This window comes from Mycobacterium sp. P7213 (assembly GCF_900604305.1).
Classification (GTDB): Bacteria; Actinomycetota; Actinomycetes; order Mycobacteriales; family Mycobacteriaceae; genus Mycobacterium.
The window spans coordinates 16851-30464 of sequence record NZ_UWOA01000005.1; the positions used below are offsets into that span (position 1 = coordinate 16851).

Annotated in this window: 9 protein-coding genes; 4 read left to right on the plus strand and 5 right to left on the minus strand. The window is 67.3% G+C overall.

Features of this window, described 5'->3' with window-relative positions:
- The first annotated feature begins 99 nt into the window (after positions 1-99).
- A complete protein-coding gene (locus tag EJK91_RS03085; RefSeq protein WP_125078232.1) occupies positions 100-1140 on the plus strand; it encodes a TQO small subunit DoxD in 1041 nt (346 codons plus the stop codon).
- Between the two features lie 13 nt (positions 1141-1153).
- Here the strand turns inward: EJK91_RS03085 and fadD2 are convergent, their stop codons facing one another.
- Positions 1154-2824, minus strand: a complete 1671-nt coding sequence (gene fadD2 / locus EJK91_RS03090; RefSeq protein WP_024441421.1) for a long-chain-fatty-acid--CoA ligase FadD2 — start codon at positions 2822-2824, stop codon at positions 1154-1156.
- 67 nt (positions 2825-2891) lie between these two features.
- On the opposite strand from fadD2, the gene EJK91_RS03095 reads away from it, so the two are divergent.
- A complete protein-coding gene (locus tag EJK91_RS03095) occupies positions 2892-4127 on the plus strand; it encodes a DNA polymerase domain-containing protein (RefSeq protein WP_125078233.1) in 1236 nt (411 codons plus the stop codon).
- A gap of 33 nt (positions 4128-4160) precedes the next feature.
- Here the strand turns inward: EJK91_RS03095 and EJK91_RS03100 are convergent, their stop codons facing one another.
- The 4 genes from EJK91_RS03100 to EJK91_RS03115 form a co-directional block, all read right to left on the minus strand.
- A complete protein-coding gene (locus EJK91_RS03100; protein ID WP_125078234.1) occupies positions 4161-5822 on the minus strand; it encodes an AMP-binding protein in 1662 nt (553 codons plus the stop codon).
- A gap of 73 nt (positions 5823-5895) precedes the next feature.
- Positions 5896-6657 (minus strand): SDR family NAD(P)-dependent oxidoreductase, encoded by a 762-nt coding sequence (locus EJK91_RS03105; protein ID WP_125078235.1) that lies wholly within the window; start codon positions 6655-6657, stop codon positions 5896-5898.
- Between the two features lie 30 nt (positions 6658-6687).
- Positions 6688-7713 carry a phosphotransferase family protein gene (locus EJK91_RS03110; RefSeq protein ID WP_125078236.1) on the minus strand — a complete coding sequence of 342 codons (1026 nt, stop codon included), beginning with the start codon at positions 7711-7713 and terminating at the stop codon, positions 6688-6690.
- Entirely contained in the window at positions 7710-8921 is a 1212-nt protein-coding gene (locus EJK91_RS03115; RefSeq protein WP_024441416.1) for an acyl-CoA dehydrogenase family protein, read from the minus strand. Before EJK91_RS03115 ends, EJK91_RS03110 begins: the two co-directional genes overlap by 4 nt.
- A 151-nt stretch (positions 8922-9072) precedes the next feature.
- Between EJK91_RS03115 and EJK91_RS03120 the strand changes: the two genes are divergently transcribed.
- Both EJK91_RS03120 and EJK91_RS03125 read left to right on the plus strand, forming a co-directional pair.
- Positions 9073-9990 (plus strand): TetR family transcriptional regulator, encoded by a 918-nt coding sequence (locus tag EJK91_RS03120; protein ID WP_024441415.1) that lies wholly within the window; start codon positions 9073-9075, stop codon positions 9988-9990.
- Positions 9991-9993: 3 nt separating this feature from the next.
- Positions 9994-13596 carry a hydantoinase B/oxoprolinase family protein gene (locus EJK91_RS03125; RefSeq protein WP_125078237.1) on the plus strand — a complete coding sequence of 1201 codons (3603 nt, stop codon included), beginning with the start codon at positions 9994-9996 and terminating at the stop codon, positions 13594-13596.
- Positions 13597-13614: the final 18 nt, after the last annotated feature.

The following is a 13614-nucleotide window of genomic DNA, read 5'->3' on the forward strand; positions in this document are numbered from 1 at the left end:
CAATCAGTTCGACGGGGCAACGGGTTTCGGCTGAGGTTCTGACGGCGCTGCTAGCATGGCGGGCGAATCGCCACGAACGAATGCCTCAGGACTGCTTACGTGACCGTTGACGCTGCTGACGAAAATAAGATCACCGCAAGCCATTTCAATACCGCCGCACTTTTCGCGCTGCCCGTCCGCCTAGTCATCGGCTGGACATACTTCTCCGCCTTCTGGAGACGAGTCGGCCTCGAAGACAAATTGAATCCGGACGTCCCTGGCTATGTCGGCGAGAAGTTCAACCACTTTCTCCCGAACGCGCTTGGCATCGGCCCGATCATCGAGCATCTGCTGACCCATCCCGGCCTGCTCGCCGTAGCCATGACGGTGTTCACCATCGTGGAAGGCATCGTCGGGGTCTGCGTGATCGTCGGCTTGTTCACCAGGGTCATGAGCTTGGCCATGCTGGGGTTGGCGTTCGGCATCTTGCTCAGCGCCGGCTGGCTGGGCACCACCTGCCTCGACGAGTGGCAGATCGGCATCCTGGGCGTGGCCAGCGGCTTCATGCTGTTTTTGAGCGGCGGCGGACACTACGCGATGGATCGTGCCCTTTCCGCGAAGTATCCGCGGCTCGCACAGCAAACACGGCTCCACTGGCTGACGTCCGGCGCGGTCACCATCAAGACGCCAGCAATACTCATCGGCTCGTTTGCCATTTTGGCGTTGGCATTGTTCACCAACCAGCAGTTCCACGGCGGGGTGTATGGGCCGCTACACAACAAGTCGGTCGCGCCGAAGATCGAGGTGTCCGAAGCCCGGGTCGTCGGCAACAGCCTGCAATTCCAGCTCTACCGAACCGAAGGCGCGGACGTCTACGGCTCATTCCTGATCGGCGTCAGCGTCCTCGATGACGCCACCGGCGAAACCGTAGTACAGCTGGACGGCGCGCAGCTGAGCCGACTACCTGAGGCGGCGATCGCCAACCGCTACGTGGCCAAGGTGAAATCCGGCCCGCACAGCCTGGTCGTCCCGCTGGGCGCCAAAGCACAGCTGACCATCGACACCGGCCCGGCCCGGTGGGACGGCGCGCACTCGTACACGCTCGTCCTCACCGATATCAGCGGTGCCACCTGGAAACGGGCGATCGAAACCGTTCCCTGAGCTGGAACCGCGCCTACAGGTCGCGCAGTTCGCGCTTGAGGATCTTGCCGGTGGGATTACGCGGCAACTCCTCGAGGAAGACCACCTCGCGGGGCACCTTGTAACGAGCCAAGTGCTCCTTGACGTAAACCTTGATGGTGTCCTCGTCGACGCTGGAGCCTTCCTTCTTGACCACGAAAGCCCGCAGCCGTGCGCCCCACTCCTTGTCCTCGACACCCAATGCGGTCGCCTCGATCACGTCGGGATGTCCGCTGATCAGGTCCTCGACTTCGGCAGGAAAGACGTTCTCGCCGCCGGAGACGATCATCTCGTCGTCGCGGCCACTGACGTAGAGCAACCCGCGCTCGTCGAAGTAGCCGACGTCGCCGGAGGACAGCAGGCCATCGATGATCTGCTTGCCACCGCCACCGGTGTAGCCCTCGAAAGGGAAGAAGTTGCCGACGAAGATCCGGCCGACCTCGCCCCGCGGTAGTTCATTGCCGTTGTCGTCGAGGATCTTGACCTTGACACCCTTGACCACCGGGCCCACCGTCGCGGCGTTGTACTGCAGGTCGGCGGGGCCGGCGATGGTGGCAAACGCGACCTCGGTGGAGCCGTACATGTTGTAGATGACCGGGCCCAGGTCCTTCATCGCCCGGGTCGCCAATTCGGCGCCGAGCTGCGACCCGGAGACGAATACGATCCGCAGGTTCGACAGGTCCGGCTTGGGACTGGTCTTCTCCAGCTGGTCGAGGATTCGGGACAACATGACCGGGACGACGACCATGCCGGTCACCTTGTGCTTCTCCAGGTCTTCCAGCACGGTGGCCGGCTTGAAGCGGCGCCGCAGCACCAGCGTCGAGCCGAAGAACATCGCCAGCGTGCCGTGCAGATAGCCCAGCGCATGGAACATCGGCGACGGCAGGGACGTCACCTCACCGGCACGGAACGGCACGTGCGACAGGATGCCGCCGATCGGCGCCATGGTGGGCGGGGTGCTGCGGTTGGCACCCTTGGGGGTACCGGTGGTACCGGACGTCAGGATGATGATCGAGGCGTGCTTGGTGATCTTGGGCGCCCGCGCCTTGCTGCTCCGCGCGATCAGCTGGGCCAGCGTCTCGTCGGTACTGCCGGACGGTTCGTCGGTGTCCGGGTTGACGCCCAGCGCCCGCAGCTTGCCCAGCGGCGGCTCGGCCTGCGCCACGGCGGCGGTGTACTCGTCGTCGTAAATGATCAGTTTGGCGCCTTCGCGTTCGGAGACGTCCTTGATCTGCGGGCCGGAGAATTCACTGTTCAACAGGATCAGCCGGGCGCCGACCCGGGCAGCGCCGTAGTTGGCGATCAGGAACCAGCGATGGTTGCGTGCCAGGATCGCCACCCCGTCACCGCCACGCACCCCCATCGCGAGCAGGCCGTTGGCCACCGCGTTGACAGCGTCATCCAGCTCTTTGAACGTGATGCTGCCGTCGTCATCGATCACGGCGACGCCGTTCGGGCTACGACGGGCATTGAGCGCGGGAATCATTCCCAGCTCGCCCCAGCGCGCTCCATCAGCGAGTGCACTGGCGATGACCCGCGGGGACTCCAGCTTCAACGCGCCGGACTGCAGGATCTTGCGCAGGTAATGCAACTCGGCGCCACCGCGTTCGAGATAGCGACCGAGCTTGTTTAGAGCCTGACTGGGCAGGTCAGTGAGCTTAGCCATGGGACAACCTTATGTGACGCAGATCGCCGTCGGGCGGCGGATGGTCGCCTCTTATTAACATGACGTCATGGCCGGCGGGATGTCGCTGGAGGTCGCGGGACGCCGGGTGGTGGTCACCCACCCGGACAAAGTGGTGTTCCCCGGTGGACCTTGCGCCGCTGCACGCACCAAGATCGATCTGATTCGCTACTACGTGTCGGTGTCCGACGGCGCGCTGCGCGGGGTGGCCGGGCGGCCGATGATCCTCAAACGTTTCGTCGACGGCATCGACGCCGAGGCCATCTTCCAGAAGCGGGCACCCGCCAACCGCCCGGACTGGGTGTCGGTCGCAGAGCTGCGCTATGCGTCGGGCCGGTCGGCGCAGGAGGTCGTCGTCGACGATGCGGCGGGGCTGGCTTGGGTGATCAACCTGGGCTGCGTGGATCTCAACCCGCACCCGGTGCTCGCCGACGACCTCGACCACCCCGACGAGCTGCGCGTCGACCTCGATCCAATGCCGGGTGTCGGCTGGCCGGAGATCGTCGAGGTCACCCTGCTGGCCCGTGAAGTACTGGCCGATCACGGGTTGACGGCGTGGCCGAAGACGTCCGGCTCGCGCGGCATGCACATCTACGCGCGGATCGCCCCGCAGTGGGAGTTCTCGCAGGCCCGGCTGGCGGCACAGGCGGTGGCCCGCGAGATCGAGCGGCGCGCACCGCAGTTGGCCACCAGCCGGTGGTGGAAGGAGGAACGGCACGGCGTCTTCGTGGACTTCAACCAGAATGCCAAGGACCGCACGGTCGCCTCGGCGTACTCGGTGCGGGCCACGGCTGATGCTCGGGTGTCGACGCCGCTGTATTGGGACGAGGTCGCCGACGCCGACCCGGCGTCGTTCACCGTGGATACCGTGCCGGACCGCTTAGCGCAGATCGGCGACCCCTGGGCGGGCATGAACGACGCCGTCGGTGGGCTGGAGTCCCTGTTGGAGCTGGCCGCAGAGCAGGGCCCGGCGGAGAAGGCACCGCGCGGCTCGCGAAGAAATGTCGGCGGCCGGCGTACGTCACCGTTGCCCCTGATCGAGATCGCCCGCACCAGGACTCGTGACGAGGCGATGGCAGCCTTGGACGTCTGGCGCGAACGGCACGCCGCAGCGGCGAAACAGTTGGCGCCCGAGGACGTTCTGCTCGACGGCATGCGCGGCCCGAGTTCGATCTGGTACCGGGTCCGGATCAACCTGCAGCACGTCGCGCAGGCGCAGCGCCCGCCCCAGCAGGAGTTGATCGCCGACTACAGTCCCTGGGACCGCAAGGGAGCCGAAGGCTGATCGGCGATCACTGCGCGCAGTCGCTCATGGTCGCTACCCGTCGCCCCGCAGGTAGCTCTGCCGACCGTAGGAGATGAATTCGGCGTCCAGCGAACGCTTGTCGTCGTCGGTCATGCGGATGTACTCGGGGACGCCCCGCCCCGCCCAGCGGTATACCGGTTCGTCGGTGTGCCAGCGCTTCGCCTGCAGCTCGCGTTTGAGCACCTTGTTCGAGCCGGTGACCGGCAGGCCGGCCGAGATCCGCAGAAACCGCGGGAAGCCCTTGCGGCCCAAGTCGGGTTGGGCGGCCAGATACCCGGCGAAGGCTGCCGCGTCGAAGCCGTCGGGGTCGGCGACCTCGATGGCACCCATCACCTGGTCGCCGGAGCGCGGGTCGGGCACCGCGTAGACGCCGGCACTGATGACCAGCGGATGCCGGCGCAGCACCTGTTCGATGGCCAGCGCGGAGGTGTTCTCGCCGTCGACCCGGATCCAGTCGCCGCGGCGGCCGGCGAAGTACAGAAAGCCGGCCTCGTCGCGATAGCCGAGATCGCCGGTCCAGTACCAGCCGTCGCGGACCTTTTCCGAATCGGCGGCGTCGTTCTTGTAGTAACCCTCGAAGTCGCGGGCCCCGGTCTTGTCGACGATCTCGCCGACCGCCTCGTCGGCGTTGGACACCCTGCCGTGTTCGTCGAGGATCGCCGTGGCACATTCGGCACGGGTCTGCGGGTCCACGATGACGATGCCCGCGTGCGCCGGACGGCCCAGCGCGCCTGGCGGTGCCGCCGGGTCGGGTATCGCCGCGTTGCCGCCCTCACTGGATCCGTAGCCCTCATGCAGGACAGCGCCGAACCGGCGGAGGAACTGGGCCTGATCCTGCGGCGAGGCCTCGGTTCCGAAGCCGCGAATCAGGGAGTTATCGGCGTCGTCGGGCTGTTCGGTGGTGGCCAGCAGGTAGCCCAGCGCCTTGCCCACATAGGTGAAGAACGTCGCGTCGAAGTAGCGCACGTCGGGCAGGAACTGCGATGCCGAGAACTTAGGTGTCAGACAGATCGTGGCTCCGTTGGCCAGCGCAGGCGCCCAGAGCGCCATGATCGCGTTGCCGTGGAACAGCGGCATGCAGCAGTAGTCGACGTCGGCGCGCACATGACCGAATTTGGCGGTGGCCGCCTCGGCGATGCGGACCAGCCGGCCCTGGCTGCACTTGACCGCCTTGGAGGCACCGGTGGTGCCCGAGGTGAACAGCAGCAGCAACAACGACTCCGGCCCCACGCCCGCGGCGGCGGCCGGCTCCACCCGGTGCTCGGCAATGAGCGCGGCGTAGCCGGGCTCGTCGATCACCAAGAAGCGCCCGGGCTCCAGGCCGTGGTCCAGGCCGCGCAGTCGGCCCACCCCGGCGGTGTCGGTGACGATCAGCTGACAGTCCGCGTGCCGGATCTCCGCGGCCATCTCGGTATCCCCGCGGGTGGGGTTGATTCCGACGATGACCCCGCCGGACAGCGCGCCTGCGCCGAGCCAGAACACGAAATCCGGCACGTTGTCCAACAGGATGCCGATGTGAAACGGTCCGTCCCGGCGCAACGCCGATGCCAGCGCGGCACGCGCGGCGGACTCGCGCACCACGTCGTCCCACGTCCAGTCCTGTTGCCGGGTGCGCAGCCCCAGATGCCGGTCGCCGAGGCGGTCGAGCAGCATCCCGGCGATGTCGTCAGGCATTCAGGCCGGATCCGGGAAGTTTCAAGACCGGGGGAGACACCAGCCGAGGCTACCGCGGATCCGCGGGGCGGCTTCAGTTGATCGTGAAACCGCCGTCGACTGCGATGGTCTGTCCGGTGACGTAACCACCGGCATCCGAGGCCAGCCACAGAACCGAGGCCGCGAGATCTTCCGGATCGCCCATCCGGCCCAGCACGATTCGGTGAGCAACGCTGTCCAGGTAGCCCGGACGGTACTGCTCGGTCATCTCCGATGCGAAGAAGCCCGGCGCGATCGCATTGACCCGGATTCCCTTCCGGCTACCCCACTGCTGCGCCAGGTCCCGAGTCAGACCGATCAGCCCCGCCTTGCTGGCCGCATACGCCGCCTGCGGGAGGCCCGCCGTGGTCAGACCCAGGATGCTGGAGATGTTGACGATCGACGAACCCGGTTTCATCACCCGCCCACAGGCCTGCGCCGCCCAGTAGGCCCCGTTGAGGTTGATGTCGATGACCTCACGGAACTGCTCGGGGGTCTCCCGGGTGGCCGGGTGCGCCGTTCCGATACCGGCGTTGTTGATCAGCACGTCCACCCGGCCGAACCGCTCGATGGCGGCCTCGACCATTCTGGTCGCCGCCGCCGGGTCGGCGACATCGGTCGCCACCGGCAGAGCTGCGCGTCCGGCAGCGGTCACCAGTTCTGCTGCCTCCGCGAGCTTCTCCACCCGCCGCGCAGCCAGCACTACGTCCGCGCCGGCCTCGGCGAAGGCCCGGGCGAAATACACGCCGAGGCCCGAGGACGCCCCGGTCACCACGGCGACCTTGCCGTCCATACGGAACTTGTCCAGTACGCTCACCCGACTCAACCTTTCTCGACTTTTCTGCGGTTACTGCAACGCATTCAGCGCCGCGGCGATGAACTCCGGCGCAGCGTGTGCCGCGTCACCGGCGTTCTGCACGTCCTTCGCACCATGCTGGGCCCGGTGGGTGATTCCTTCGGCGATCACTGCGATTTTGAAGTTCGCCAGCGCCAGATAGAAGCGCCAGTCGCTCAGGTCCCGACCGGACAGCCGTGCGTATTCCTCGGCGAGGGCGTCGGCGGACGGCAGGCGTGCACTGGTCCACGCCGCGGGGTGGCCGAACACCAGGTCGAATGCCGGTGACCGGTAGACGCACATCAGGGCGATATCGGTGAGCGGGTCGCCGAGGGTGGAAAGCTCCCAGTCCACCACGGCCCGGATGACGTCCGCCTGCTCTGGATCGCAGATGGTGTTGTCGATACGGAAGTCGCCGTGCACCACCGAGGGTTGCGATGTCTGCGGAATGGCGCCGGCCAGTGCCGCGGCCAGTTTCGTGATATCACCGGACAGCGCCTCATCGTTCTCGGGCGTCTTGACCAGTTCCCACTGGCGGGCCCACAGCCGCACCTGGCGTTCCAGGAAACCGTCTGGCCTGCCGAAGGATTCGAGCCCAACGGCGCGGTAGTCGACCGCGTGCAGATCCGCCAGAACCCGCACCAGCGCCGAGGCGTTGGCAGCCAGTTCCGCATCGGACAGGGTGTCCAGATCATCCTTGTGGCGGTAGACCCGGCCGGTCACGAACTCCGTGACGGTCAGCGGAGCACCGCACACCGTGCCGTCGGCGTCGAGCGCCACGGGCCGCGCGATCGGAACACCGGTGCCGTAAAGCCGGTCGGTGACCGCGAATTCGCGACCCACATCGTGCGCCGACGGAGTCAGGCCGCCGAGCGGAGGCCGACGCACAACCCAGGCCGACGATTCGTCGCTGACCTTGAACGTGAGGTTGGACCGGCCACCGGCGATCAGTTCGACGGTGAGCTCTCCCTGAACCGGGACGTCGTTGGCGATGAGGTATCGCCGCAAGGCAACCGGATCCAGGGCTTCGACCGTCACTGCCCGGCGTCCTTGCGCGCGCGCCGGGCCGCCCCGACCCGCCGCTTGGCGATGGCCCAGCGGTGCACCTCGGAAGGACCGTCGTAAACCCGGAACGGACGCACCTCACGGGAAAGCCGCGCGGGGGGCAGGTCCTCGGTGACGCCGAGCGCACCGCACATCTGCACGCTGCGGTCGACGATCCGGAAGATCGCCTCGGCGGCGAACGTCTTGGCGATCGACGTCGCATCGCCGGCGCTGCCGCCCTGGTCCAGTTCCCAGCATGCACGCACCAGCAGCGCTCGGGTAGCCGCGATGTCGATTTCGTTGTCGGCCACCATGTTCTGGATCATGCCGAGATCGCCGAGCGGTGAGCCGAATGCCTGGCGCTCCACGACATGCGACAGCGCGGTGTCGTGGCCCCGACGCGCGGCGCCGAGCCACCGCATGACGTGCGTCATGCGCGCAGGCCCGAGTCGTACCTGGGCGTACTCGAAGCCGCGGTCCACCTCGCCGAGCACCGCTTCCTCGGGAACCCGAACGTCGTCGAAGAACACTTCACAGTGGCCGCCCACCATGGACCGGTCCAGGGTCGGGATGTGTCGGCCGACGGTCAGCCCCGCGGTGTCGGCGGGGACCAGGAACATGGTGGCGCCGCCGCGCTGGCCGGGTTCCCCGGAGGTGCGGGCCATGACGATGAAGAACCCCGCGCCGTCGGCGCCGGTGATGTACCACTTGCGGCCGGTGATGTACCAATCTCCCGACCGGCGTTCGGCCTTGGTCGTCAGCGCAGACGGATCCGAGCCCGCACCCGGTCCCGGCTCGGTCATCGCGAACGCAGATCGCACGTCGCCGGCGGCCAGGGGTGCGAGGTAACGCGCCTTCTGCTCAGGACTGGCCACCTCCGCCAGCAGATGCACATTGCCCTCATCGGGGGCGGCGATGTTCACCGCGGCCGGACCGAACAGCGAATAGCCGGCGGCTTCGAACACCGGCGCCCGGTCGGACATGTTCAGGCCCATCCCGCCGTATTCGACGGGCGCGTGCGGCGCGAACACGCCCGCATCGCGAGCAGCGGCCTGCAGCTCCTTAACCGCGGCATCCCCGCCTGCGGCGGCGACGTCCCCGCCGAAGCGGTCCTCCACCGGCAACACCACGTCCTCGATGAACGCCCGCGTCTTTTCGACAACCGCCGACACTTCCGGCGAGTAGTTCAACTCGATCGCCATGACACCCCATCACCACTCTCGCAATGACCGACCGATCACTCGGCCCGAACACTACGGACTGTGACACAGGAGCCTGTTTTCCGTCAAAAATCGGCTATCAGGCGATCACCATGCCCTCCGGTATAGTTCAGAAATCCTGAACAATCCGGAGGTGGCCGTGGCGGGATCGCCGGAGTGCGGCACGGCGATCCGCGCTGCCCGTCGGGCCAGAGGACTCACCGTCCGCGACCTTGCGCAGTGCCTGCGGGTCAGCCCCGCCACGATCAGCGCCATGGAGAACGGCAAGACCGGGATCTCGGTATCACGCCTCCAGGAGTGCGCGGGAGCACTGGGCGTCACACCGGACCAGATCCTGGCGGGCACCGTCTCCGCGGGACCCGCCCGCCCAGCGCACATACCCGACGAGGTGGCCGATTCCGGGCAACACGACTGGCGGAGGTTTCCGCCCCTGGCCCTGGACAGCGTCTTGGCCGCTGCTATCGATGCGTTCGTCGAGACCGGCTACCACGGCAGTTCCATGCGGGACGTGTCTGCGCGCGCGGGCATGAGCGTGCCGGGGATTTACCACCACTACCCCGACAAGCAGGCGCTGCTGGTGGCGCTACTCGATCTGACCATGACCGAGCTGCACTGGCGCGTCGGCGCCGCCCGCGCCGACGCCGCAACCGGCCTGCAGGAGGTGCGGCTGATCGTAGAAGCCCTGGCCCTGTTCCACACGCACCGCCAGAAGCTGGCCTTCATCGGAGCCAGCGAGATGCGCAGTCTGACGGCGGCGAATCGGCAACGTATCGCCGACTCACGAAATCAACTGCAGCACAGCCTCGACGCCGCCATCGACCGTGCCGCACGCGAGTCTGAAGTCGACGTCGCCGATATCCTCGACCGTCGCGTCGCAGGCCGCGCCATCACCACCATGTGCACCTCGCTGCCGCAGTGGTTCAACGCCGACGGGCCCGCCAGTCCCGAGGAGACCGCCCGCAGCTACGCCGACTTCGCCGTCGCCCTGCTCACCAAGGCGCGCAGCCCCGGACTGGGTTTCCCGCCATCGGCAGCCGACGGCAGAATGTGACTCGTGGTGGCTACCTGGCAGTTCTGGATCGACCGGGGCGGCACGTTCACCGACATCGTGGCCCGCCGCCCCGACGGGCGCCTGCTCACCCACAAGCTCCTCTCGGAGGATCCTGAGCAGTACCGCGACGCGGCGGTGGCCGGTATCCGCGCCCTGCTACAGATCGAGGGCGACGCGCCGATCCCGGCCGGGTTGATCGGCGCGGTTCGGATGGGCACGACGGTAGCCACCAACGCGCTGCTGGAGCGCGCCGGGGAGCGAACCCTGTTGGTCATCACGCGTGGTTTCGGCGATGCCCTGCGCATCGCCTATCAGAATCGGCCACACATCTTCGACCGGCAGATCGTGCTGCCCGAGCAACTCTACGAACGCACCGTCGAAGTCGATGAGCGCGTGGCCGCCGACGGGACCGTGCTACAGGAACCGGACGTGGAGGCCGTGGCCGCACAGCTGCGGGACGCGCATGCCGACGGTATCCGCGCGTGCGCGGTGGTATGCCTGCACAGTTATCGAAATCCTTTGCATGAAAGGGTGATCGGCGAGCTGGCCCGCGAGATCGGCTTTACCCAGATCTCGCTGTCATCTGAGGTGAGTCCACTGCCGAAGCTGATCCCCCGTGGCGATACCGCCGTCGTCGACTCCTACCTGTCACCGGTACTGCGCCGCTATGTGGCCCAAGTGGCCGACCAACTCACCGGCGTGCGACTGATGTTCATGCAGTCCAACGGGGGCCTGGCGGCGGCAGATCATTTCCGCGGCAAGGACGCGATCCTGTCCGGTCCGGCCGGCGGAATCGTCGGCATGGTTCGGATGTCGGCGTTGGCCGGCTTCGACTCGGTGATCGGTTTCGACATGGGCGGAACCTCCACCGACGTATCGCATTACAGTGCTTCCGGCGGATACGAGCGGGTGTTCACCACCGAGGTTGCCGGTGTGCGACTGCGGGCGCCGATGCTGCACATCCACACCGTCGCTGCGGGCGGCGGCTCGATCCTGCACTTCGACGGCAGCCGCTATCGGGTGGGGCCGGAGTCGGCGGGCGCCGACCCGGGACCTGCTTGCTACCGGCGCGGGGGGCCGTTGACCGTCACCGACGCCAACGTCATGCTGGGCCGTATCCAGCCCGCCCATTTCCCGGCGGTGTTCGGACCGGCCGGCGACGAGCCGCTGGACGCAGCGGTGGTGAGGCACTCTTTCGCCGAGCTGGCCAACGAAATCCTCTCCGCCACAGGCGATGACCGCAGCCCCGAGCAGGTCGCCGAAGGGTTTCTCCGCATCGCGGTGGCCAACATGGCCAACGCGGTCAAGAAGATCTCGGTGGCCCGGGGACACGACATCACCCGATACGCTTTGACCACTTTCGGGGGTGCCGGCGGACAGCACGCGTGCGCGGTGGCCGACGAGCTCGGCATCCGTACGGTGTTGGTGCCGCCGATGGCGGGCGTGCTCTCCGCACTCGGAATCGGCTTGGCCGACACCACCGTGATCCGCGAGCGCGCTGTCGAGACCGAGCTGGATTCCACCGCCCTCGCGGGATTGGAGCAGGTCGCCGACGACCTGGAGGGGCAGGCACGCGGCGAGCTCGCCGCCCAGCACATTCCGGCCGACCAGACCCACGTGATACGCCGGGTGCACCTTCGCTACCAGGGCACCGACACCTCGATCCCGGTCGAGCTCGGCGACATCGCTTCGATGACAGCGGCGTTCGAAGAGATCCACCGCGGCATGTACTCGTTCCTGATGGAGCGTGCGCTGATCGCCGAGGCGGTTTCGGTCGAGGCGACCGGGCTCACCGAGCAACCCGAACTGTTCGGGCGAAACGATGCCGAGGCATCCCGTCAACCCGTTGAAGTCGTGCGCCTCTACGCCGGCGGTGCCTGGACTGACGCGCCGCTACACCAGCGAGACGCCATCACCGACGTGGTGGTCGGGCCGGCCGTCATCGCCGAGGACAACGCCACCACTGTCGTCGACGACGGTTGGCAAGCACAGCTCACCGCCGACGGCCAACTGGTGCTGCAACGGCTGGCCGCGCCCGCACCGGTTGCCGCCGCCGGAACCGCGGCCGATCCGGTGTTGCTGGAGATCTTCAACAACCTGTTCATGGCCATCGCCGAGCAGATGGGAACCCGGCTGGAGGCAACCGCCCAATCGGTCAATATCCGTGAGCGGCTGGACTTCTCCTGCGCATTGTTCGACGCCGATGGCTGTCTGGTGGCCAATGCACCGCATATCCCGGTGCATCTGGGATCGATGGGCGCCACGGTCAAGGAGGTCATCGCCCGCCGGGCGTCGACGATGCGGCCCGGCCAGGTCTATGCGGTCAACGACCCGTATCACGGCGGCACCCACCTGCCCGACATCACCGTCGTCACTCCGGTGTACGCCCAAGCCGCGGGGCCGGACGACCCGGTGTTGTTCTTTGTGGCCTCGCGCGGTCACCATGCCGAGATCGGGGGCACCACACCCGGTTCCATGCCCGCGGACAGCCGGTCCGTGGTCGAGGAAGGCGTGCTGTTCGACAACTGGCTGTTGGTCGACGACGGCCACTTTCGTGAGACACCGACCCGGGACCTTCTCACCGCGGCGACGTACGCCTCGCGCAGTCCCGACACCAACCTCGCGGATCTGCGTGCACAAGTCGCCGCCAACCAGAAGGGTATCGACGAGATCCGGTCGATGATCTCCCATTTCGGTCTGGACGTCGTGCAGGCCTATATGCGCCACGTCCAGGACAACGCCGAGGAGGCGGTGCGCCGGGTCATCGATTCCCTCGACGACGGCGAGTACCGCTATGAGATGGACTCCGGCGCGACGATCGCGGTGCGGGTTTCCGTGGACCGCGCGGCACGCGGTGCCACCATCGACTTCGCCGGGACCTCGCCGCAGTTGGCCACGAACTTCAACGCGCCATCATCGGTTGCCACCGCCGCCGTGCTCTACGTGTTCCGCACGCTGGTAGCCGACGACATCCCGATCAACGACGGGTGCCTGCGCCCGCTACAGATCACGATCCCGGACGGCACCCTGTTGTCGCCGGCCTACCCGGCCGCGGTGGTCGCCGGAAACGTCGAGACCTCCCAGGCCATCACCGGGGCTCTGCTGGCCGCACTTCGGGTGCAGGCCGAGGGTTCCGGGACGATGAACAATGTCACGTTCGGCAACGCCGACCACCAGTACTACGAGACGCTGGGCTGCGGGTCCGGGGCCGGCGAAGGTTTCGACGGCGCCTCGGTGGTGCAGACCCACATGACCAACTCACGGCTCACCGACCCCGAAGTGCTGGAGATGCGTTACCCGGTGTTGTTGCGCGAGTACGCGATCCGGCACGGCAGCGGAGGAGCCGGTCGCTGGCACGGCGGCGACGGCGGCGTGCGCAGGATCGAGTTCCGCGAGCCGATGACCGTCAGTGTGCTGACCGGGCACCGGCGAGTCGCGCCCTACGGTATGGCCGGCGGCCAATCCGGCGGCTTGGGACGCAACCGGGTGGAACGCGCGGACGGCTCGGTGACCGAGCTGGCCGGCTGCGATTCCACCGACTTAGGTCCCGGCGACGTGCTGGTGATCGAGACCCCCGGCGGCGGCGGGTATGGCGAGCCCGCCTGATCGCGGGTTAATCTCACG